17 protein-coding genes are annotated in these 22,402 nt (G+C 54.4%); 12 read left to right on the forward strand and 5 right to left on the reverse strand.

The features are described from left to right. Positions 1–220: 220 nt before the first annotated feature. On the forward strand, positions 221–2,134 hold the full coding sequence (gene dnaK / locus E1N14_RS05550; protein ID WP_025009915.1) for a molecular chaperone DnaK: 1,914 nt from the start codon (positions 221–223) through the stop codon (positions 2,132–2,134). Positions 2,135–2,224: 90 nt separating this feature from the next. Further along, complete coding sequence (gene dnaJ / locus E1N14_RS05555; RefSeq protein WP_025009916.1) at positions 2,225–3,355, forward strand: molecular chaperone DnaJ; 1,131 nt, start codon at positions 2,225–2,227, stop codon at positions 3,353–3,355. A gap of 197 nt (positions 3,356–3,552) precedes the next feature. Here dnaJ and E1N14_RS05560 read toward each other — a convergent pair whose 3' ends face one another. From E1N14_RS05560 to E1N14_RS05575, 4 genes are all read right to left on the reverse strand, one after another. Next, positions 3,553–3,975, reverse strand: a complete 423-nt coding sequence (locus tag E1N14_RS05560; protein ID WP_037436687.1) for a MarR family winged helix-turn-helix transcriptional regulator — start codon at positions 3,973–3,975, stop codon at positions 3,553–3,555. A 148-nt stretch (positions 3,976–4,123) separates the two neighbouring features. Beyond that, positions 4,124–6,241, reverse strand: a complete 2,118-nt coding sequence (locus E1N14_RS05565; RefSeq protein WP_025009918.1) for an FUSC family protein — start codon at positions 6,239–6,241, stop codon at positions 4,124–4,126. A 7-nt stretch (positions 6,242–6,248) separates the two neighbouring features. Then, complete coding sequence (locus E1N14_RS05570; RefSeq protein ID WP_025009919.1) at positions 6,249–7,112, reverse strand: efflux RND transporter periplasmic adaptor subunit; 864 nt, start codon at positions 7,110–7,112, stop codon at positions 6,249–6,251. Positions 7,113–7,120: 8 nt separating this feature from the next. Continuing rightward, positions 7,121–7,321: a DUF1656 domain-containing protein gene (locus tag E1N14_RS05575; RefSeq protein WP_025009920.1), complete on the reverse strand. Its 201-nt coding sequence runs from the start codon at positions 7,319–7,321 to the stop codon at positions 7,121–7,123. 248 nt (positions 7,322–7,569) lie between these two features. Here E1N14_RS05575 and E1N14_RS05580 point away from each other — a divergent pair, with 248 nt between their 5' ends. The 10 genes from E1N14_RS05580 (at position 7,570) to secF (ending at position 21,962) form a co-directional block, all read left to right on the forward strand. Continuing rightward, complete coding sequence (locus E1N14_RS05580) at positions 7,570–8,364, forward strand: M48 family metallopeptidase (RefSeq protein ID WP_062793362.1); 795 nt, start codon at positions 7,570–7,572, stop codon at positions 8,362–8,364. Between the two features lie 158 nt (positions 8,365–8,522). After that, positions 8,523–9,140, forward strand: coding sequence for a BamJ family beta-barrel-assembly machinery protein (locus E1N14_RS05585; RefSeq protein ID WP_044733924.1), 618 nt, complete (start codon positions 8,523–8,525; stop codon positions 9,138–9,140). A gap of 59 nt (positions 9,141–9,199) precedes the next feature. Continuing rightward, positions 9,200–10,018, forward strand: a complete 819-nt coding sequence (gene dapB, locus E1N14_RS05590; RefSeq protein WP_025009921.1) for a 4-hydroxy-tetrahydrodipicolinate reductase — start codon at positions 9,200–9,202, stop codon at positions 10,016–10,018. A 188-nt stretch (positions 10,019–10,206) separates the two neighbouring features. Next, on the forward strand, positions 10,207–11,355 hold the full coding sequence (gene carA / locus E1N14_RS05595) for a glutamine-hydrolyzing carbamoyl-phosphate synthase small subunit (protein WP_025009922.1): 1,149 nt from the start codon (positions 10,207–10,209) through the stop codon (positions 11,353–11,355). A 23-nt stretch (positions 11,356–11,378) separates the two neighbouring features. Further along, positions 11,379–14,600: a carbamoyl-phosphate synthase large subunit gene (gene carB / locus E1N14_RS05600; RefSeq protein WP_062793363.1), complete on the forward strand. Its 3,222-nt coding sequence runs from the start codon at positions 11,379–11,381 to the stop codon at positions 14,598–14,600. 163 nt (positions 14,601–14,763) lie between these two features. Next, entirely contained in the window at positions 14,764–17,709 is a 2,946-nt protein-coding gene (locus tag E1N14_RS05605) for an alkaline phosphatase family protein (RefSeq protein ID WP_025009923.1), read from the forward strand. Between the two features lie 244 nt (positions 17,710–17,953). Beyond that, positions 17,954–18,430, forward strand: a complete 477-nt coding sequence (gene greA / locus E1N14_RS05610) for a transcription elongation factor GreA (RefSeq protein ID WP_025887902.1) — start codon at positions 17,954–17,956, stop codon at positions 18,428–18,430. A gap of 106 nt (positions 18,431–18,536) precedes the next feature. After that, positions 18,537–19,106, forward strand: a complete 570-nt coding sequence (locus E1N14_RS05615; protein ID WP_025009924.1) for a hypothetical protein — start codon at positions 18,537–18,539, stop codon at positions 19,104–19,106. A 119-nt stretch (positions 19,107–19,225) separates the two neighbouring features. Further along, positions 19,226–21,061 (forward strand): protein translocase subunit SecD, encoded by a 1,836-nt coding sequence (secD, locus tag E1N14_RS05620; RefSeq protein WP_062793364.1) that lies wholly within the window; start codon positions 19,226–19,228, stop codon positions 21,059–21,061. 4 nt (positions 21,062–21,065) lie between these two features. Continuing rightward, positions 21,066–21,962: a protein translocase subunit SecF gene (gene secF, locus E1N14_RS05625; protein WP_420877388.1), complete on the forward strand. Its 897-nt coding sequence runs from the start codon at positions 21,066–21,068 to the stop codon at positions 21,960–21,962. A gap of 115 nt (positions 21,963–22,077) precedes the next feature. Here secF and yhbY read toward each other — a convergent pair whose 3' ends face one another. Further along, complete coding sequence (gene yhbY / locus E1N14_RS05630) at positions 22,078–22,377, reverse strand: ribosome assembly RNA-binding protein YhbY (protein ID WP_025009926.1); 300 nt, start codon at positions 22,375–22,377, stop codon at positions 22,078–22,080. Between the last annotated feature and the right edge of the window lie 25 nt (positions 22,378–22,402).

A 22,402-nucleotide genomic window follows, 5' to 3' on the forward strand; every position in this document is an offset into this window, starting at 1 on the left:
TGAAGAAAAAAAGATCCCGGCGCGGCGATGTGTAAAAAGATTGAGCAAAAGATCCATTTTTTTCTTCCTGGCCCTTGTAAAGCAATTTTACGCCCCTATATAGGGGGTAAGGCAAGATTGGGGGCCATCTACAACGGGCTTGAAAACAGCGAGTTTACCCCCATATCTGAAATCAGATAAACATATTCAGTTCGAAAGAAAAGATTTTTCGGAGGACCTCATGGGTAAAATTATTGGTATCGACTTAGGCACAACAAACTCTTGTGTAGCTGTCCTCGATGGTGACAAGGCTCGCGTATTGGAGAATGCCGAAGGCGATCGTACTACACCTTCTATCATCGCCTTCACTGAAGACGAGACACTGGTTGGTTCACCTGCAAAACGTCAGGCAGTGACCAACCCAGCCAACACTTTCTTTGCCATCAAGCGTTTGATTGGCCGTCGCTTCACTGACGATGAAGTTCAGCGCGACGTCAGCATCATGCCTTTCAAGATCATCAAGGCCGACAACGGCGACGCTTGGGTTGAAAGCCATGGCAAGAAAATGGCACCACCTCAGGTGTCTGCCGAAGTACTGAAAAAAATGAAGAAGACTGCTGAAGATTTCCTGGGTGAGCCAGTGACTGAAGCGGTAATCACAGTACCTGCTTACTTCAACGACTCTCAGCGTCAGGCCACCAAAGATGCCGGCCGTATCGCGGGTCTGGAAGTAAAACGTATCATCAACGAGCCAACTGCTGCGGCACTGGCCTATGGTATCGACAAGAAGCAGGGCGACAACATTGTTGCTGTATATGACCTGGGTGGCGGTACTTTCGATATCTCCATCATCGAAATCGACAGCAACGATGGCGACCAGACTTTCGAAGTACTGGCAACCAACGGTGATACTCACCTGGGTGGTGAAGACTTCGACAACCGTCTGATCAACTACTTGGCTGACGAATTCAAGAAAGAGCAAGGTCTGGATCTGCGTAACGACCCTCTGGCGATGCAGCGTCTGAAAGAAGCTGCCGAGAAGGCCAAGATTGAGCTGTCCAGCACCACTCAGACCGAGGTGAACCTGCCTTACATCACTGCTGATGCGACAGGTCCCAAGCACTTGGTGGTTAAGATCACCCGTGCCAAACTGGAATCTCTGGTTGAAGACCTGATCCAGCGCTCACTGGAGCCTCTGAAAGTGGCTCTGGCCGATGCCGACCTGTCAGTGTCTGACATCAATGAAGTGATCCTGGTGGGCGGTCAAACCCGTATGCCTAAGGTTCAGGAAGCGGTAACCAACTTCTTCGGCAAGGAACCACGTAAAGACGTGAACCCTGATGAAGCGGTAGCCGTAGGTGCTGCGATTCAAGGTGGTGTACTGGCCGGTGACGTGAAAGACGTACTGCTGCTGGACGTAACGCCTCTGTCTCTGGGTATTGAAACCATGGGCAGCGTAATGACCAAGCTGATTGAGAAGAACACCACTATTCCTACCAAGGCACAGCAGACCTTCTCTACAGCAGACGACAACCAGAGCGCAGTGACCATTCACGTGCTGCAGGGTGAGCGTAAGCAAGCCAGCGCCAACAAGTCACTGGGTCAGTTCAACTTGGAAGGTATTGAGCCTGCTCCACGCGGCATGCCACAGATTGAAGTGACTTTCGACATCGACGCCGACGGTATTCTGCACGTGTCTGCCAAAGACAAGAAGACAGGCAAAGAGCAGAACATCACCATCAAGGCCTCTTCCGGTCTGTCTGATGATGAAGTCGAGAAAATGGTTCGCGACGCCGAGGCTCACGCCGAGGAAGACAAGAAGTTTGAAGAGCTGGTCAGCGCTCGCAACCAGGCTGATGGTCTGGTACACGCCACCAAGAAACAGGTGGAAGAAGCCGGTGACGCTCTGGCAGCAGACGACAAGGCCAAGATCGAAACCGCTATGGCCGCTGTAGAAACTGCCGCCAAGGGTAACGACAAAGAAGCCATCGACAAGGCGACTCAAGAGCTGATCGAAGCTTCTGCCAAGCTGATGGAAATCGCTCAGGCCAAGGCACAACAAGCCCAAGGTCAAGGCGAAGCCCAGAGCAGCAATGCCCAGGCCGATGACGTTGTCGATGCCGAGTTCGAAGAGGTTAAAGACGACAAGAAGTAATTGGGTGGTAACACTCGATTAATTCCGGCGGGCGTTACGGGGCAACCCTAACGCCCGCTTGTGTGAATCCAGCTTGGAAAGCGTGAGATTATGTCAAAGCGAGATTATTACGAAGTATTGGGCGTCGGTCGCGACGCCAGCGAGCGGGAGATCAAGAAGGCCTATAAGCGCCTGGCGATGAAGTATCACCCTGACCGCAACCCGGGCGATAAGGCGGCCGAGGCCAGCTTTAAAGAAGTCAAAGAAGCCTATGAGATCCTGACCGACGAAGACAAAAAAGCTGCCTATGACCAGTTTGGTCATGCCGGGGTTGACCCCAACCGTGGCGGCGGTGGCTTTGGCGGCGGCGCCGATTTCGGTGATATCTTTGGCGATGTGTTCGGGGATATCTTCGGTGGTGGTCGTCGTGGCGGGCATCGTCAAGCTGCCCGTGGTTCAGATCTGCGTTACAACCTGGAACTGTCGCTGGAAGAAGCGGTTCGTGGCTTGACCAAAGAGCTGCGTATCCCAACTCTGGCAAGCTGTGACGTGTGTGATGGCTCAGGGGCCAAGAAGGGTACCTCGGCTACGACTTGTGGTACCTGTCATGGTGCCGGTCAGGTACAGATGCGTCAGGGCTTTTTCGCCGTGCAGCAGCCTTGTCCTACCTGTCATGGCCGCGGCAAGATCATCAAAGAGCCTTGCAGCAAGTGTCATGGCGATGGCCGCATAGAGAAGAGCAAGACACTGTCGGTGAAAATTCCGGCCGGTGTCGATACCGGTGACCGTATCCGTCTGGCCGGTGAAGGTGAAGCCGGTGAATTTGGCGCTCCGGCGGGTGATCTTTATGTTCAGGTCACAGTGCGTGAGCATCCGATATTTGTCCGTGACGGCAATAACCTCTATTGCGAAGTGCCTATCTCCTTTGCCAAGGCCGCCCTCGGCGGTGAAGTGGAAGTACCGACACTGGATGGCAAGGTAAGCCTGAAGATCCCGGCGGAAACCCAGACCGGACGCATGTTCCGCATGCGCGGCAAAGGGGTTAAGTCGGTACGCAGTCACGCGGTTGGCGATCTGCTTTGCAAAGTGGTGATGGAAACGCCGGTGAATTTGTCCGAGCGCCAGAAAGAGTTGCTGCGGGAATTCGAAGCCTCAGTCACCGGCGAATCCAAGAAGCATAGCCCCAAGGCCGAAGGTTTTTTCGACGGGGTGAAAAAGTTCTTTCAGGATCTGAATAGCTAACTTGCTCTCGGCCGAAACAAAAAACCGATGCTCAAGGCATCGGTTTTTTTTAGGCTATTCCCGGAGAAGCGTTAACGGTAGGTTCGATACTTATGCGGCTTCTTCAGTTTCTTCTGTTTGGGCTTTCCGGCGGCTTATTTTGCACTTTTAGAATTGCAGTGCTCGGGGCTACTGTATTGTAATCAGAGCCCTGGTATTCAGGCACCCAGCTTATGGAGCAGGCTTAGCCACAGTTGTTGCTCTTGCTCACTCAAGCGTGACATAAACTCATCGGCGACTTGCTGAAACGATACCTCGGCCTCTGCAAAGATCTTAGCGCCCGCCGGTGTCAGGGCCACCAGGCTGACTCTGGCATCCCGGCTGGCGGCTTCCTTTTCTACCAGACCAATTTTTTCCATTGGGTTAAGCAGGCGGGTGATCCCCGAAGCGCTAAGTCCGGCGCCCTGGGCCAGGTCAATCCTTCTGAGCTTATTGCCCTCGGCCTTTGCCAATTGCCTCAGTACCAAAAACTCGCTGAAGCTGATGCCGTGCAGCGACAGCCTGCCTGCCAGACTGCGTTGCAGTTGGCTGTGTATCTCGGTTATGGCAAGCGCAATACTTGCCGTAATGGGTTGTGTCATCTGAAACCTCTTCAGAACGAAACTAACTTGACCAATGCTTTATTAATACTTGATTGCGCAAGTATCTGCGTATTTGCTTGAGTGGTCAAGTAGTTTGCAAGTTTTTATTTGGTTTGATGACTCCTGGCGCTGAGCTTCTGGTCTTTACCTAAGGCTTTTGTTCGGAGGTAGACTCTTGCTCTTGCTTTGGCACAGACTCAGCTTGGGTCGCGGGTGCATTGGCATTGCTTATCATGGCAGCGCTGCGCTCAAAGGTCATTATCAGGCGCTCAAACATCCCCTGAACCATCTCCAATTGCTCCTGTGCCAAACCATCGGTTTGCAGCCGGGCCAAGAGGCGTTCGCAGCTGGCACGGAACTCGGGTGGGTTTTCGCCGCGGGAACAGAGGATAAAAGCGTTGGCGAGTGCCAACTGCCAGTCTTGCAGCAGTTCGTCGAGTTGGCTGTCGCTGATGCTGGCCAGCAGGCGGCGCAGGCGCACCGAAACATGGCCCAGGTTAAGGCCGGTAAGGCCTAAGTCGGTCAGGGTTCGGTTGCTGCTCTGGCTGCTGCGTTCATAATTGGCCAAGCGCAGCAGGCGATCTGCCATGCGGGCATTGAACCAGTCCTCTGGCTTGTCCTGTTTGACCATATCAATCAGATCTTTGCGAGTGGCGTTGAGCAGGCGTTGCTGCATCATTTTGACTCCTGGCTCTGTCACCAGCTTAAACAGCCAATAGAGGATGCTGACGCCGACAAAGATGGCCATCGCTTTGCTCAGGGTGCTGTCTATGGCAAAGGCCTGGGTCATGTCTTTGCTGGGGCTGACCAAAATGGCGAATGGGATGCAAAATCCCAGGCCGTAGGGCAGGGTGGCACGATTGGCCAGTGCCATCAGGCCAATAAAGAAGGGACCTGCCAATACCAACAACATGATCTCAATATCACCGCTGCTCTGGGCCAGTAGTTCGAGGGCGTAAAATATCGCGACCGGAATGGCAATCATCACCCCTATCAGCAGCCGCCGCAGGATCATACTCAAAAGGGGTAAGGGTAGCCTGGCCATCATGATGGAGAATATCACCGGCATGGTCATTATCATCAGTGCTGCGCTGGATGCGGTGCCAATCCAGATACCGGCGCCGATCAGGAAAATCAGCATGGTTCTGACACCCGTGATCAGCCCGAGCAGGGGATCTCTGTGGGTCTGCATCGCGGGAGCATTGAGCAGCGTTTTGTCCGGTGACTCCAACGCCTTGAAAGCCCGCAGCACCAGCACCAAATCGCTGGCCAGCTCTGAGGCGGTTTTCAGCAGCCGCGACTCCAGTGGGCTGATACAGGCATGAGTGTTGCGATAGTGAATGATTTCGCGCCTCTGCCTGTGTGCCAGTTCATAACAGAAATGGAAATCGTCCGATTCGGACATCGCCTTGAAGTTGCTTTTCAGGGTACGGATTAGCCCTGAGAGGGTGCCTGTCATCAACTCTTCATGGTTACGCTGCAAACGGCCGAATATCTGGATCACGGCGAGCAATGACAACACCTTGTTGAATAACAAATTGGCCGCACGACTGCGTCCAGGGCCTTCCGGCCCCTCGTAGCTGAGGGCGTTGGCATCGTCACTGGCTTCTGCCAGTGATTCGAGAATCGCATCTATCTGTTGATGGCGGTTTTCATGGGAGCCGTTGAGATCCAGCTCCAGCGTGAGGTATTCCAACGTCTGGTTGACTATTGTTCGGGTTTGTTTCTGCAGCCCTTCGGTGACTCTGACTGGCCACAGCAACTGGCTCACCAGAGTGGCACAGATGGCGCCGACTATGATTTCACTGACCCTGGAATGGGCGACGGCGAAGATGGTTTCACTGTTGGCGGTGGCAGGGTTGACCATTACCAAGAGCACAATAAGACAGGGGGTGATCCCCGCCATAGCGAAGGCGTAGACAAAGTTGATATGGCGCACCATGGCCGACAGCGCCGAGTTCAGACCCAGCCACAGCGTCAGGGTGAGGATGGCCAGTTCGGGAGCGTTGTAAAAGCCGCTGAGAATCGCTATGCCGACAACCCCGCCTACCAATGTGCCTATTATCTGACAAAGGCCTTTTTCAAGCACCAGGCCACTTTCGGGGCGCATCTGCAGGAATACCGCCGACACCAGCGCCCAGTAGGGGCGCTCCAAGTCCAGGTAGAGCGCCGCCGTCAGCGCCAGCGCCATGGCAATCACCCCTTTGGTGGCGAAGATCAGTGTGCGCTTGTCCGGGGTCAGGAATACTGCCAGCGTGGGAGACAGGGCCATGTTATTCTTCGGCTTGCAGTTGGATGGAAACCGTCATTCCGGCGCTGAGTTCACGTTCTTCTGAAGCCGGGTCCAGCTTGATATCTACAGGGATCCTCTGTGCCAGCCTGACCCAGTTGAAGCTTTGTTGAATTTGCGGCAGCAGTTGGCCATTGGCATTGGTATTAGTGTCGGCAATCGCCTTGCCTATGCTAACTACTTCGCCCCTGAGCGGCTCGCCACCACTCATCAGGCTGATTTTGGCCTTTTGGCCTATCTTTATCAGCGGCAGCTTGGTTTCTTCAAAGTAACCTGTGACATAGAAAGAGCCTTGTTTAACCAGAGACAATACCGCCTTGCCCTGGTTGACATAGTTGCCCTGACGCAGGCTGAGGTTGATTATGGTGCCATCGGCGGGGGAGTGGACCTGGGTGCGCTGCAGATCTATTTTGCTGCTGTCGAGTCTGGCCTTTGCCAAGTTGTAGCTGGCTTTGGCCAACTCAGTGTTGATCCGTGCCGTTTCCAAATCTTCTTCGCTGATCACCTCGCGGCCGGTGAGATTCTTGCGCCGCTCATATTTGTGTTTGGCCAGTTCCCAGGCATAGAGTTTGTTTTCCAGCTCGGCGGCCAATTCGGTACTGGTGGCCTGATAACGGGTATCATCCACCTGAAACAGCAGATCGCCGGCTTTGACTTGCTGGTTATCCCTAACATTCAGTTGGGTTACCCAGCCGGAGACATCGGCCGAGAGCGTAATCACTTCGGCCCGCACCCGGCCGTCACGGGTCCAGGGTGAATAGAGGTAGTGATTCCAAATCCAGTATCCGGCCACTATGGCGGCCAGCACGAGAAGCAGGGTAATGGAGATGCGCAGTACTTTTGCCATGGTAAGTGTCAATTCTCAAACAGGTAGATAATCAGTGCCAGATAGCACACGAACAGGGCGACTTCGAACCAGGCCACTCGCCAGATTTTTGCATACAGCCCGGTCCAGTGAAGGACCAGTCTGGTCAGAAACCAGAGTACGAGCGCAAGAGGTGCGAAGAGAACCAAAGGACTGAACAGCAATCCTCCCAAGGCTAATTCTTCAAGCATTGTATGAGTTGGATCCTATAAAAAGGCCAATGATAATGAGTGACTTATAAGCGGGTAACGGCGTTTTTCCGTATCCCAGTCTGCTAACCAGTTTCGTGCCAGATAGGCTTGAGGTCAACTTTTTTCATGTCTTCGCTGTGAGCGGAAATGACTTTTGAGTCGGTCAATCCTTTGGCGATACGGCAAGCTGTGCTTGCTTGTAACACTGAGGTAAAATCCCGGGAAACTTTATCACCGGAAGATAAAAGATGAATAACCGAATTCTCGGCCTGCTGGCCATACTCTTTGTGGGTTTGCTCTCGGGCTGCTCTACTACCCAGTCGCCCACTGGGCGCTCGCAGATGCTACTGTTTTCACCCGAGCAGATAAACCAGATGGGCACCGCCTCTTTCGAGCAGATAAAAGCAAAGGAGAAGCAGAGCCAGGACAAAGCGGCCAGTGCCTATGTTGCCTGCGTGGCGCAGCGTATTACCTCTTTGTTGCCGCAGCAACATTGGCAATGGGTGCTGTTTGACTCGGAGCAGGTCAACGCCTTTGCCCTGCCCGGAGGGCATATCGGTGTCTATACCGGGCTTCTCAAGGTGGCTAACAATGAAGACCAACTGGCAACGGTAATCGGCCATGAGATAGCCCATGTGCTGGCGCAGCACGGTAATGAGCAGGCCTCACGGGCCCAACTCAGCAATACCGGCATGCAGTTGGCCGGTGCTGCATTGGGGATGGGGCAGGTAGCCAATGCCGATCTCTATATGGCGGCTCTGGGGCTTGGGGTGCAGGTGGGCTATATCTTACCCTATGGCCGGGCGCAGGAGTCCGAGGCCGATGTGATGGGGCTGGAGCTGATGGCCAGGGCCGGCTTCGATCCCAGTGCCGGGGTGACCTTGTGGCAAAACATGGCCAAGGCGGGTGGCAGTCAGGGGCCGGAGCTCTTATCGACTCATCCATCCAATGAGAACCGCATTGCCCAGTTGCGTGATTTACAAGCGCAGATGATGCCGCTCTATCAGGCGAGCAAGGGTAAGTTTCGCTCTTGCCAAAGATGAGGTGTATGAAAATCGGCTTGCTTGGCCCTCAGTTTATTTCGGCTGAGGCCAGGCGAATGAACAAACCGTAAGGATACGAATAAGCGCAACACTTGGACCCGGATAAGTGTTACACTGTGCCGCGAAAAATTCACAGATAAACTGAGAGTAAACTGATTATGTCTGATAAGTTCACCAGTGTTGAACAACAAGCCAGCTACGGCGTAGGTCGCCAGTTGGGTGAGCAACTGGCCGCCAACTCTTTTGAAGGTCTGGATATTCCAGCCGTTCAAGCCGGTCTGGCCGATGCATTTGACGGCAAAGAGAGTGTTGTTTCCCTGGAAGATCTGCAGGTTGCTTTCTCTGAAATCAGCCAGCGTCTGCAGAAGGCTCAGGAAGAGGCTGCCGAAGCCGCTTCTGCCGAAGGCAACGCTTTCCTGGCTGAAAACGCCAAGCGTGAAGGTGTGGTGACTACCGAATCAGGTCTGCAGTACGAAATCATCAACGAAGGCTCAGGCGCGAAGCCAAGCTATGATTCCAATGTTCGTACTCACTATCACGGTACCTTTATCGACGGTAAAGTATTCGACAGTTCAGTGACCCGTGGTCAGCCTGCCGAATTTCCGGTTTCCGGCGTGATTGCCGGTTGGACCGAAGCGCTGCAATTGATGCCGGTTGGCGCCAAGTACAAGCTGTATGTACCGCATCACCTGGCCTACGGCGAGCGCGGTGCCGGGGCGGCTATCCCGCCTTATTCCACTCTGGTTTTTGAAGTGGAATTGCTGGACATTCTGTAATACCAAAATCGCTTGAGTCTGACTCAGGCGATTTTTTTAGCCTGTATGTGGAGAAAGTTATGAGTGGACATGTCAGAGTTGCGGTTGCCGGAAGCAGCGGCCGTATGGGGCGTACCCTGATAGAAGCGGCCGCGCATTCCAGCCGGATCATTCTGGGCGCGGCCATCGAGCGAGCAGGCTCGACTCTGGTGGGAGTCGATGCCGGAGAGTTGGCCGGAGTCGGTTGTCTCCATGTCCGGGTCAGCGATAGCCTGGATCAGGTTGCCGATGACTTCGATGTGTTGGTGGATTTCACCAGCCCGGAAGGCACCCTCAGCAATCTGGATTGGTGTGCCCGCCATCATAAGGCGATAGTGATAGGCACTACAGGTTTCAACTCGGCGCAAAAGGCGCAGATTGAGGCCTTTGCCGAGCAGATGCCTGTGGTCTTGGCACCCAATATGTCGGTTGGGGTTAACCTAATGTGGAAGCTGCTGGAACTGGCTGCGGAAGTCATGGGTGATTATACCGACATAGAGATCATCGAAGGTCATCACAGACACAAGAAGGATGCTCCTTCAGGTACCGCCTTGAAGATGGGGGAAGTGATTGCCAACACGCTGGGGCGGGATCTGGAAAAAGTGGCCGTTTATGGCCGCGAAGGGATCACCGGCGAGCGTGAGCGCGACACCATAGGTTTTGCCACTATCAGGGCGGGCGACTTGGTGGGTGAGCATACCGCCATGTTTGCCGATATGGGCGAGCGTTTGGAGATCACCCACAAGGCTTCCAGCCGAATGACCTTTGCCAACGGTGCCATGCGTGCGGCACTTTGGCTACAGGAACAGGATGCCGGGCTCTACGACATGCAACAGGTATTGGGGTTGAAACCCCTGTGACATTATTTAAAAAACCGCCAATCGGCGGTTTTTTTTCGAATTCGTCCGCCAAGCTATAGACGGATTACCATTTCTCGTGTAGGATGCTCGGAATTTGTCAAAATTTCGTATTTTAGCGGAAATTGGTACTTTAAACAAAGATAAAAATATTATATTTCAGTGGCTTGGCTCTTTTCTCGGAGGTCGCGTTGACAAAGTCTGCCTTACTCGTACTCGAAGATGGAAGCGTATTTTCCGGCACAGCAATAGGTGCCGATGGTATTGCAGTTGGAGAAGTCGTTTTTAACACTTCGATGACCGGATATCAAGAAATCCTCACCGATCCATCTTATTCTCGCCAGATAGTAACTCTAACCTACCCACATATCGGTAATACCGGTACCAACGATGAAGACACAGAATCCGATGCAGTTCATGCCTGTGGTCTTATTATTCGTGATCTTCCCCTCCTCGCCAGTAACTTCCGTAACCAACAATCCCTCAGTGATTACCTCAAAGCCAACAAGGTGGTCGGTATCGCCGATATCGACACCCGTAAGCTGACCCGTATTCTGCGGGAGAAGGGCGCTCAGGCCGGTTGCATTCTGGTGGGTGAACAGGACGTAGACAAGGCGCTGGCCGCCGCCAAGGCCTTCCCTGGGCTGAAAGGCATGGACTTGGCCAAGGAAGTGACGACCGACAAGTCTTACACCTGGCGCAAGGGAACCTGGCGTTTGGAGAGCGGCCTGCCGGTCGATACTCCCGAGTCAGAACTCAAGTACAAGGTAGTGGCTTATGACTATGGCGTGAAGCAGAACATACTGCGAATGCTGGTAGACAGAGGCTGTGATGTGACTGTGGTTCCTGCACAAACGCCTGCCAGTGAAGTGCTGGCGATGGCACCGGATGGGGTATTCCTCTCCAACGGCCCCGGTGACCCGGAGCCATGTGACTACGCCATCAAGGCGATTCAGCAAATTCTCGAAACCGATATCCCGGTATTCGGCATCTGCCTTGGCCACCAACTGCTGGCACTGGCCAATGGTGCCAAGACGCTGAAGATGAAGTTTGGTCACCACGGTGCTAACCACCCGGTAAGCGATATTGACAAAGGCACTGTGATGATCACCAGTCAGAACCATGGTTTTGCTGCCGACGAAGCCACACTGCCAGCCAACATCAAGGTGACTCACAAGTCGTTGTTTGATGGCTCACTGCAGGGGATCCACCTGACAGACAAGCCGGCCTTCAGCTTCCAGGGGCACCCTGAAGCGAGTCCAGGGCCGCACGATTGTGCGCCACTGTTCGATCACTTTATCGAACTGATTGAGCAATACCGTCACCAAGTCAAGCTGTAATCGCCGGGAGAAGATAGAAGAAAATGCCAAAACGTACTGATATCCAAAGTATTCTTATCCTGGGTGCCGGCCCAATCGTTATCGGTCAGGCCTGTGAGTTTGACTATTCGGGAGCCCAGGCCTGTAAGGCGCTGAGAGAAGAGGGTTACCGGGTCATTCTGGTGAACTCCAACCCTGCAACCATTATGACAGACCCGGAAATGGCCGATGCCACATACATCGAGCCTATCCACTGGGAAGTGGTGCGCAACATTATCGCCAAAGAACGCCCCGATGCGATTCTGCCAACCATGGGCGGCCAGACGGCGCTGAACTGTGCCCTGGAACTGGAAGCCAAAGGCGTATTGAAAGAGTTTGATGTCGAGATGATCGGCGCCACTGCCGATGCCATCGACAAGGCCGAAGACCGTGCCCGTTTTGACAAGGCGATGAAGAGTATCGGCCTCGAGTGTCCCCGTGCCGGTATTGCCCACAGCATGGAAGATGCACACAAGGTGCTGGATCAAGTGGGCTTCCCCTGCATCATTCGCCCCTCTTTCACCATGGGCGGCAGCGGCGGCGGTATCGCTTACAACGTCGAAGAGTTTGAAGAGATCTGTACCCGGGGTCTGGACTTGTCGCCGACCAATGAGCTGCTGATTGACGAGTCGCTGATTGGCTGGAAAGAGTATGAGATGGAAGTGGTGCGCGATCGCAACGACAACTGCATCATAGTCTGCGCCATCGAAAACTTTGACCCCATGGGCGTGCACACAGGTGACTCCATTACAGTGGCACCGGCCCAGACCCTGACTGACAAAGAATATCAACTGATGCGTAACGCCTCCATGGCGGTGCTTCGGGAAATCGGCGTTGAAACCGGTGGCTCCAACGTGCAGTTTGGTATTAACCCCAAAGATGGTCGCATGGTGATCATCGAGATGAACCCAAGGGTATCGCGCTCATCTGCGCTGGCCTCCAAGGCGACCGGTTTCCCGATTGCCAAGGTTGCGGCCAAGTTGGCGGTGGGCTTTACCCTGGATGAGCTGATGAACGACATTACCGGCGGTCTGACCCCGGCTTCGTTCGAGCCCTCTATCGACTATGTAGTTACCAAAATCCCTCGCTTCAACTTCGAGAAGTTTGCCGGTTCCAACGACCGCCTGACCACTCAGATGAAGTCTGTCGGTGAAGTGATGGCCATCGGCCGTACCTTCCAGGAGTCGATGCAAAAAGCTCTGCGCGGCCTGGAAACCGGGATGACAGGTTTTGACCCTATCGTGGATATCAACGAGCCGGAAGCCCTGGCCAAGATACGTTACGAATTGCAGGATGTGGGCCCTGAGCGTCCTTGGTATATCGCTGATGCTTTCCGCGCCGGTATGTCCATGGAAGGTATTCGCCGCATCACCAACATAGACCCTTGGTTCCTGGTGCAGATTGAAGATCTGGTACTGCAGGAAGAGAAGGTCAAGGAAGGTGGCTGGAGCGGTCTTTCCCAGGAATTCCTGCGCAAGCTGAAGCGCAAAGGTTTCTCCGATGCGCGCCTGGCGTCACTGCTGGGGGTTTCTGAAAGTGAAGTGCGCAAACTGCGTCACAAGTATGAGCTCTTCCCTGTCTACAAGCGGGTAGATACCTGCGCCGCCGAGTTCGCCACGGATACCGCCTACATGTACTCCACCTACGAGGAAGAGTGTGAGGCCAATCCGTCCGATAAAGACAAGATCATGGTGATAGGTGGCGGCCCCAACCGTATCGGTCAGGGTATCGAGTTCGACTACTGCTGTGTGCACGCAGCGCTGGCGATGCGTGAAGACGGCTATGAAACCATCATGGTTAACTGTAACCCTGAAACCGTTTCCACCGACTATGACACCTCTGACAGACTCTACTTTGAACCTGTTACCCTGGAAGACGTACTGGAAATCGTGCGGGTTGAGCAGCCCAAAGGGGTTATCGTGCAGTATGGTGGCCAAACGCCACTGAAACTGGCCCGCGCCCTGGAAGCCGCAGGTGTGCCCATCATAGGGACCAGCCCGGATGCCATCGACCGCGCCGAAGACCGTGAGCGCTTCCAACAAGCGGTTGAGCGTTTGGGGCTGAAACAGCCTGAAAACAGCACAGTGACCAACCTGGAGCAGGCGGTACTGGATGCCGAGCGTATAGGCTACCCCCTGGTGGTTCGTCCCTCCTATGTTCTGGGTGGCCGGGCGATGGAAATCGTCTACGACGAGCAGGATCTGCGCCGTTACTTCAACGAAGCCGTCAGTGTATCCAACGAGTCGCCGGTACTGCTGGATCGCTTCCTGGATGACGCCACCGAAGTAGACGTGGATGCCGTTTGTGATGGCAAGGACGTGGTTATCGGCGGGATCATGGAGCATATTGAGCAGGCCGGTGTTCACTCAGGTGACTCAGGTTGTTCACTGCCTCCTTACACTCTCTCCAAGGCGATTCAGGACGAGATGCGCGAGCAGGTACGCAAGCTGGCGCTGGAGCTGGGCGTTGTCGGTCTGATGAATGTGCAGTTTGCGGTCAAGAGCGACGTGATTTACCTGATTGAGGTAAATCCGCGCGCCGCCCGCACAGTGCCTTTCGTTTCCAAGGCCACAGGTGTGCCTCTGGCCAAGATTGCCGCCCGGGTAATGGCCGGCACTTCACTGGCCGAACAGCAACATACTCAGGAAGTGATCCCGCCTTACTACTCGGTGAAAGAAGTGGTTCTGCCGTTCAACAAGTTCCCGGGTGTTGACCCTCTGCTCGGCCCTGAAATGCGCTCTACCGGTGAGGTGATGGGTGTGGGTGATACCTTCGCCGAAGCCTACGCCAAGGCGCAACTGGGCTCAGTGAAAGATGTGCCCAAGTCAGGCCGCGCCCTGTTGTCTGTTCGTCACAGCGACAAGAAGCGGGTTTCGGATCTGGCGGCCAAGCTGATTGAACTCGGCTATGAGCTGGATGCCACCCACGGCACGGCTGTGGTGCTGGGTGAAGCGGGTATCAATCCCCGCCTGGTGAACAAGGTGCATGAAGGTCGTCCACACATTCTTGACCGGATCAAGAACGGTGAATACACCTACATAGTGAATACCACGGAGGGTCGTCAGGCCATCGAGGATTCCAGACAGCTGCGCCGCGGCGCGCTGCAGCACAAGGTGAACTACACCACCACCATGAATGCGGCTTTTGCAACCTGTATGGCCCATGATGCCGACGACAGAAGCAATGTTGCCTCAGTGCAGGAACTGCACGCGAGAGTCAACAAGTAAACGCTGTCAGTCAGTAACTGAAAGTGACCAGGCCACCCATTAGGGTGGCCTGTTTTTTTGTAGGCCGGATGATTTGGGTCAAATTCCTTGGCTTTGGGATCTTGGCGGCTCTTGCTAAACTCGCCCACTATCAAGGCGTTTCATTTAAGATGCTGCAATCAAGATGTTTCAGGGAAAGGAAGTGATGATACTCGAGTCTGTCTCAAAGGAGCCCAAGGGCCGGGAAAACGTTGCGGGGCGCGTCAAAGGGCTGTTTAACCGGCGGAGCAAAGCACAGGCTCTTGCCTTGAGTTTTGGCTTGGCTTTGAGCCTCGGCAGTAACGGCGTGCTGGCCGATATCAACACTGTGCCTTTGGTGGCGCCCTTGTATCACGGCGGCGATCTGTTGCAAAAGCAGTTGTTTAAAGGGTTGGAGCTCAGTGTCACCACTGGGCGCGATCTGGCGATATTTTCCGTTGCCGGTATGAGCCTGGATGCCTACATTTTAACGCTGCCGCTCGATGCGCCGACCAAGACCAGGGTCATAGCCCGGCTGTCGGATCCTTTCTACAGCATCCCCCTTGGGCATTTTCTCTACCTTTTTTACGACAGATACAGCCGCGCCGAAAACCGGGATCAGTTCCGGGATTATCTGCTGAGCCAATACGGCAAGGAGCAAATCGCGCCCTGGCAGCATTCGCTGTTCAGCCTGGAGGAGCAGGTCAAAGACAACACCGAACCGACCGCCGAAGCCAATGACAGACGCGAGGGCATGACGCTCAATCGCCAGTTGGTTGCCATGTTGGTGACTGTCTATGATCGTCTGTTCAACAATGATGACTGGGCCCTTGGCAAGAAACTGCCGGAACATTACCGCTATCTTGGCGATAGCCCTGAAGATCTGGCGCTGATTGCCGACATTCAGCCGCTGATCATCACTGAGATTGGCAAGTATGTCGGCAGTTTGCCCGAGGGGGATATGCGCAGCGCCCTCGAGCTGATTATTGAAGATGGCAAGGCGGAAAATGCCGCCAAGGTAAACAACAAGGCGCAGGCGATAACCGTTACCCTTATCGACTTTGTCCGTCTCAATGTGCTCAAGGCCTATCGCCAATATGCATTACCGGCGCAGCGGGCCAAGTCCTTTTCTGCCTGGATGCAGGCCAGTCTCAAGGAAGATCCCAAGGGGCTGAGTGATTTTCTGGCAAGTTGGAGTCAACGCCCAAGAGCGGTGCAGATAACGGTAGATGGCTTGAGCCAGGGACTGATGCAGGCGTTGGTTGCACCCAATTCAGGCCCTTATCTCAAAGAAGTACTAGCCAGGGATGCGGCTTTGTTGCAACTCTCGCCCGCGTCAGCCATGGGGCGGCCGCAGCATACTCCCAAGCAGGACTTTTTGCGTCAGTTGGTGAAACATGGCGCCACCGACCAGTACTATCTGCCGTTTTTCAAGTCACTCTATCGCCGGAGTGAAAATGGCATAGCCACAGGAGGTATCTCTTCCACGCCTACCATCAGTGTGCGCAATCTGCCGATTATCAAGACAGGCGCCGCAGTGTCCGGCCAGGGTGGCACAGGGATCCCCAATTTTCACTTTGTCGATCGCACCCGTGACCGGGCCTATTACTTCTTCGGCAATGATGCTCTGCAGCTCGAAAATCTGGCGGAGAGCCGCGGCATGCGCACCATGTTCGACCGACTGAACTATCTCAAGACCTTAAACTGCAACGCCCAATATGACTGGAACGCCCAGACCAGCTTCGATGCCCTGGTCAATCTGGGGCTGGGGGAAGTGATCCGTGATTTTGGCGAGCAGCGCTGTCTCAATGAGTTGTCGCTGCGCGCCGAAGCCGAGAAGGGCTTGCAACATAAAGTGGCGGCGGTTCGAGAGCAACTCGAGGCCTACGACAGGATGGGCGCCTGGCGGCTGTTTTCCCGCATGAGCTTGCGGGCCAAGCTCAATGAGCAGCTCAATGAGCTGGCCTTGCTGAGTGAGCAGGCAATGCCGGACTATCTGCTTATTTATAACCCCTGGCCGGATCACTTCGCCCATTTCAAGGGGCCGTTCAGCGATGAAATCATAGCGCCGACCGGTGAGCTTAACCGGCTCGATTACTGGCTCGGCCGTCTGGACAAGGTGTATCGGGACGCGGGTATCTATCCGCAGACGCTGTGGGGCATGGCCGGCGATCATGGTTTGGCACCTGTGTATCACACCCTTAACCCCGAACTGGTGCTGCAAGATGCGCTCAAGCAACGCGGGGTCGAGCTCAAGATAAGCAAAATCTCCTCTGATGAAGGGGAAGGCCCCAAGATAACCAACAACCTCAATCCGCCTTCACTGCATGGGGTAGATTTGGTGATAGCCTCCACTGCCGGTGGCAACTATATGCTGGACTTCTTTAACTCGGACCGAGGTTGGCAGATGCAACCCCTGTACCAAGAGTTGACCCGTTTTAAGGTCAGAGAAGGCAAGGCGCTGGATATGGTCAGCCTACTTGCCGATGAGTTGCAGGAATCGCTGGATTATCTGGTGGTGCGCCAAAGCGATTGTACGCTTGATAGCTGCTCTGTGCGTTTGGTGGGATACAGAAACGGGCAGCGCCGCGATGAAATGATCAGTCGTGAATCGGGCGTTATCCGTTATCAGGCGCTGGATGCTAAGGGCGCGCCAGAGCTGCTGGCACTGGCTCAGAGCAACCCTTATCTGGCGCCGTTGTCTGATGTTCAGCTGTCTGCCAAGCAACAACTGCTCGAACTATGCCTGGGGAGTGCCAAGGGCTGCAGCGCCGAGCAGTGGCGCAGCCTGGCGGCCATGAGTCCTAGACCCGATGCTGTGGTGCAGCTGGCACATCTCTATGATGAAGACAGGGCCGGCACCATCAACCTCTTCCCCAAAGAGGGGTTTGGCTACAACACCCTGGTACCGGGTCGTCATGCGGGCGAGCATTATCTGGAAAAAGATGCCTTCATAGGTTTCTGGGGCGAGACGGTCAAACCCGGCCAGAGATTGGGGCCGCTGGATAACGGCTCACTGGCACCGACCTTGTATCAGTACCTTACCGGTGAGCAGGTCGAGGTAGGAGACAATGGTTGGGGCTATCCCTCTGTGCTTTCGAGTCTTAACTGAGATGAATTTCTCATCGTCGGTGCCACAGAAACAGAGATTTTTGTCGCCATGGCTGGCAAGCCAGCCATGGCTTAGGTAAGCTTGTAGCCAAGATGAATTGAGTTTTAGCCGGTGTATTCCCCGGTATTCCGCTATGCATCCCTGGCGCCGCTGACAAAATGGCGCCCATTCACCCGGAAAATGAGTCTCTGTTGGCCTTAGGCCGACGGAGGCTGCTTTTGTTTGACAGGAGACGAAAGAGATTATGAACAAGGTTCCCATGACCCTGGTTGGGGCAGAACAGTTGCGCAAAGAACTGGATATACTCAAGTTTGATCGCCGTCCCAAGATCACCGAGGCAATTGCCGCGGCGCGTGAACTGGGGGATTTGAAAGAAAACGCGGAATACCATGCAGCCCGTGAAGAGCAAGGCATTTGCGAAGCCCGTATCCGCGATATCGAAGGCAAACTGTCCAATGCCCAGATCATTGATGTGACCAAGATGCCCAACAATGGCCGGATCATCTTTGGCGCCACTGTGACCATACTGAATCTGGACACAGATGCCGAAGTGACTTACCGCATTGTCGGTGACGATGAGGCCAATATCAAAGAGAACCTGATCTCGGTGAACTCACCCATTGCCCGTGGCCTTATCGGCAAAAATCTGGGGGATGAAGTCAACATCCAAACTCCCGGTGGCTTGGCAGAGTATGAAGTGGTCGCCGTCGAATATATCTGATTGCGTTATCAAGCCGCCTCCGGGCGGCTTTTTTGTGCAAGATGGACAAAGTTTAATTTGCCCGTCAGGGCTTGAAAGACTAGCATCCGCCCAAATAACCCTGTTTATGGATAACACCTTGCTGAGAATCATGCGCCTCTTTACCCTGCTGCTCGCCATAGGTCTGCTGGGCAATGTGTATTCCGGGATTGCCTCTGATGCAACCTGGAAGGCGTTTGAGCAAGCCTTACCCGAGCTCAGTCAGCAACAAGATGCTGACAAAGAGCCGTCTTCTGCAGTGTTGTCAGCGTCTCTTGGTCAAGAGCCCCAATCCCAGGAGTCCCTGCATCATAAGCTTGGCAAGCATGATGCTGCCGACAGAGAAAAGGTGGATGGCAAGGTTTCCCTGTCTCACTTATCCAAGTTGCTGCGCTCCGAGCAGGGCGACCAACTCTATTCGGCGCCCGGAGCCAGCCAGCGCTGCCTCAGCACGGCCGCTCCGCATGATGTGGCCGAGCCACCCTATGAATTGGCGTTTGAAATCGCTATGCCACCGGCGCCTGTGCTCAGCATAGGTTTTGCCGAGCAATTGCCTATTGAGCAGTATTGGACCTTAAAGCACCCAGGAGCCGGTTTGCGCCTTGGGGGCTGGAAAGACGCCAACCTCCGCTATCGCTTCAGTCAGCAAGCCGCCTGACGCTCTCTACCGGGCTTTTCTGTCCGGGTTTCACTTCATCTGTTGTCAGTCACTCCTTCATTGGATGGCTGCGACTGTGATATGTGGCTTAAGCCACGAGTCGAAAAGAGAGCATAAATATGATAACTGACTCATTATTAAAGAGTAATGGCCGCGGGCGCCAGCCTAAAAAACTGCTTAATCACTACAGCGCCTGGAAATATCTGGTACTGGTAGTCACCCTGGTGGTGATGGCGCTGAGCGCCTTGCCGACTTGGTATGGTGAAGATGCCGCGGTGCAGATTTCCCCAAAGGCCGGACTGGACTTATCTCCGACCCAGATAGTTTCTGAACTGGCCAAGGCCGATATTCAAGTCAAGCGCCTGGACAGCAAAGATCAGCAAACCCTGATTATTCTCAATGATGAAGGCCAACAGACTTTGGCCAAATCCTTGCTGGCCGGTCGTGCCAAAGATCCCGCTGAACTCACTCTGGCTTTGAGCCCGGCAGCGCCCGAGTGGTTGCTCGGCATGGGGTTTGAACCCATTAAGTTGGGGCTGGATCTTCGTGGCGGGGTGCAATTCTTGTTGGATGTGGATATCACCCCTGTGTATCAAACCCAGGGAAGTTCACTGGCCGATGCCCTGCGTGCCTTTGCCAGAGAGCAGGGGATCCGAGGCTTGAGTGTGCGTCAGGGCGCTGAAGAGCAACTGACAGTGGTTATGCCAGAGGCGGCTCGCGCCGAGGTGCGGCAGTTTATGGCCAGGCAATACCCGCTCTGGCAGGTGAGCAGCAATAACAGTCAGCTCAAGTTGGCGCTGACTGAGGCTGAGAAAATCAATTTGCGTAACCTGACAGTGCAGCAAAACCTGCAGATCATGCGTACCCGTATCGAAGAGTTGGGGATCACCGAAGCGCTGGTGCAGCGTCAGGGCGAAAGCCGCATCCGTATCGAGCTGCCAGGTGTTCAAGACCCGGCTGCCGCCAAGAGCGTGATAGGGGCGACCGCGACTCTGGCCTTCTATGAAGTCAAGGACAGTGCCACCGGCGCCATGTTGATTAAGGACAAGTCCGGCAATCCTGTACCCGTGGCGCGCAAACCTGTGCTGACCGGCGAGCATATTGTCGATGCCCGTGCCGGCATAGGTGAAATGGGTACTGCCGAGGTCAATATTACCCTGGACAGTGAAGGCGGCCGCCGTATGACCGACTTCTCCCGAGGCCATATCGGCAAACCTATGGCCACGGCATACAGTGAGTACAGCCGCGATGCCAACGGCAAGGCAGTACAAAGCAATGAAATTATCAGTGTCGCCACCATTCAGTCTGTGCTGCCGGAGCGTTTTCGGATAACCGGCGCCGGTAGTTATCAGGATGCGCAGCAACTGGCTCTTTTGCTGCGGGCCGGTTCTATGACTGCGCCTGTCACCATAGTTGAAGAGCGCACTATAGGCCCGACGCTGGGGGCAGAGAATATTCACAACGGCTTTGCCGCCCTGGCGCTCGGCATGGGGATCACCCTGGTGTTTATGGCGCTTTGGTATCGCAGGCTTGGCTGGGTCGCCAACCTGGCGTTGCTGGCTAACATGGTGTTGCTGTTTGGCTTGCTGGCCTTGATTCCCGGCGCGGTACTGACTCTCCCCGGGATTGCCGGTTTGGTGCTGACAGTGGGGATGGCGGTGGATACCAATGTACTGATTTTCGAGCGGATCCGCGACAAGCTTCGTGAAGGGCGGGCATTGGCGCACGCCATTGACAAGGGCTTTGACAGCGCCTTCTCCACCATTTTCGATGCCAACTTCACCACTATGATCACTGCTGTAGTGCTCTACGCCATAGGTAATGGTCCTATTCAGGGGTTTGCGCTGACGCTGGGGCTGGGGTTGTTGACCAGTATGTTCACCGGGATTTTTGCCTCAAGGGCGATTATTAACCTGGTCTATGGCAAGAACTTTAGCCGCGAAGTGAGGGTTTAATATTATGATTAATATGAAAAATGCAACCAAGTGGCGTTATTTCAGCAGCGCGGTTTCCGTGTTTTTGATGATAGTGTCCATCAGTGTGATTGCCGTCAAGGGGCTCAACTGGGGGCTGGATTTTACCGGCGGTGTGGTCAGTGAAATCCGTATCGACAGCTCAATCAGCTCCAAATCGCTGCAACCTGTGCTGCAGCAGGCCTATGGCCAGGAAGTCAGCCTGATTGCTGCCGGTGAGCCGGGACGCTGGGTGCTGCGTTATGCAGCGCCAAGTGCCGGGCAAACCATGCCCGAACTGCCGGAGGTACTGGCGGGTATGAACACTCATGTTGAAGTGCTCAATACCAGCATAGTCGGGCCTCAGGTCGGCCAGGAGTTGGCCGAGCAGGGCGGCTTGGCTTTGCTGGTGGCAATGCTGTGTATTCTGGGGTATCTCTCTTACCGCTTTGAGTGGCGTCTGGCGTCCGGTGCGATATTTGCTCTGGTGCATGATGTTATCTTTGTGCTGGCTTTTTTCGCCGCCACTCAGATGGAGTTCAACCTGACGGTGCTGGCGGCTGTGTTGGCCATTTTGGGATATTCGCTCAACGATTCCATCATTATTGCCGACAGGATCCGCGAATTGCTGGCTGCCAAACCCAAGTTGGCGGTAAAAGACATCAATAACCAGGCGATTGCGGCCACTTTTGCCCGAACCATGGTGACATCCGGTACTACCCTGATGACTATTTCAGCACTGTGGATCATGGGCGGAGGCCCCTTGGAAGGATTTTCCATCGCCATGTTTATCGGGGTGTTGACCGGTACTTTCTCATCGATATCGGTTGGTACTTCACTGCCGGAATGGCTGGGACTGTCCAGTGAGCATTATCGGGTGACGCCTGTGACCCAGACACCCTGATTGAAACCCATCAATTAATACTGATTTAATCCGCCGGCGCCACAATGTGTGCGCCGATGGGATTATGGCAACAAAAAAGCCACCGGTTAAGGTGGCTTTTTTGTGGGGAAAGGGCTTATCTGGCCTTGGGCAGAGCGATTTTCATCTCCTCGGATTGACGGAAGAGCACCAAAACATGGCCGATCAGCTGCACCTTGGTTGCCTGGGTTTCACGGACAATGGCATCAACGATAGCGGCTTTCAGTTCTCTGTCTTCAGAGGCGACTTTAACTTTAATCAGCTCATGGTGAGAGAGCGCATTATCAATTTCAGCCAGTACCCCTTCAGTCAGGCCATTGGCACCAAGCAGCACTACCGGCTTGAGGCTATGTGCCAGGCCCTTGAGATGCTGTTTCTGTTTGGTTGTTAAGTTCATTTCTACCAACTTTTGCTGAGTTACT

It is taken from the genome of Shewanella algae (assembly GCF_009183365.2).
GTDB classification, from domain to species: Bacteria; Pseudomonadota; Gammaproteobacteria; order Enterobacterales; family Shewanellaceae; genus Shewanella; species Shewanella algae.

What these genes read in the sequence shown, in the direction of transcription:
- dnaK (WP_025009915.1), top strand. Translation starts at nt 221, where the DNA reads ATGGGTAAAATTATTGGTATCGACTTAGGCACAACAAACTCTTGTGTA.
- dnaJ (WP_025009916.1), top strand. Translation starts at nt 2,225, where the DNA reads ATGTCAAAGCGAGATTATTACGAAGTATTGGGCGTCGGTCGCGACGCC.
- E1N14_RS05560 (WP_037436687.1), bottom strand. Translation starts at nt 3,975, where the DNA reads ATGACACAACCCATTACGGCAAGTATTGCGCTTGCCATAACCGAGATA.
- E1N14_RS05570 (WP_025009919.1), bottom strand. Translation starts at nt 7,112, where the DNA reads ATGGCAAAAGTACTGCGCATCTCCATTACCCTGCTTCTCGTGCTGGCC.
- E1N14_RS05575 (WP_025009920.1), bottom strand. Translation starts at nt 7,321, where the DNA reads ATGCTTGAAGAATTAGCCTTGGGAGGATTGCTGTTCAGTCCTTTGGTT.
- E1N14_RS05580 (WP_062793362.1), top strand. Translation starts at nt 7,570, where the DNA reads ATGAATAACCGAATTCTCGGCCTGCTGGCCATACTCTTTGTGGGTTTG.
- E1N14_RS05585 (WP_044733924.1), top strand. Translation starts at nt 8,523, where the DNA reads ATGTCTGATAAGTTCACCAGTGTTGAACAACAAGCCAGCTACGGCGTA.
- dapB (WP_025009921.1), top strand. Translation starts at nt 9,200, where the DNA reads ATGAGTGGACATGTCAGAGTTGCGGTTGCCGGAAGCAGCGGCCGTATG.
- carB (WP_062793363.1), top strand. Translation starts at nt 11,379, where the DNA reads ATGCCAAAACGTACTGATATCCAAAGTATTCTTATCCTGGGTGCCGGC.
- E1N14_RS05605 (WP_025009923.1), top strand. Translation starts at nt 14,764, where the DNA reads ATGTTTCAGGGAAAGGAAGTGATGATACTCGAGTCTGTCTCAAAGGAG.
- greA (WP_025887902.1), top strand. Translation starts at nt 17,954, where the DNA reads ATGAACAAGGTTCCCATGACCCTGGTTGGGGCAGAACAGTTGCGCAAA.
- E1N14_RS05615 (WP_025009924.1), top strand. Translation starts at nt 18,537, where the DNA reads ATGGATAACACCTTGCTGAGAATCATGCGCCTCTTTACCCTGCTGCTC.
- secD (WP_062793364.1), top strand. Translation starts at nt 19,226, where the DNA reads ATGATAACTGACTCATTATTAAAGAGTAATGGCCGCGGGCGCCAGCCT.
- secF (WP_420877388.1), top strand. Translation starts at nt 21,066, where the DNA reads ATGATTAATATGAAAAATGCAACCAAGTGGCGTTATTTCAGCAGCGCG.
- yhbY (WP_025009926.1), bottom strand. Translation starts at nt 22,377, where the DNA reads ATGAACTTAACAACCAAACAGAAACAGCATCTCAAGGGCCTGGCACAT.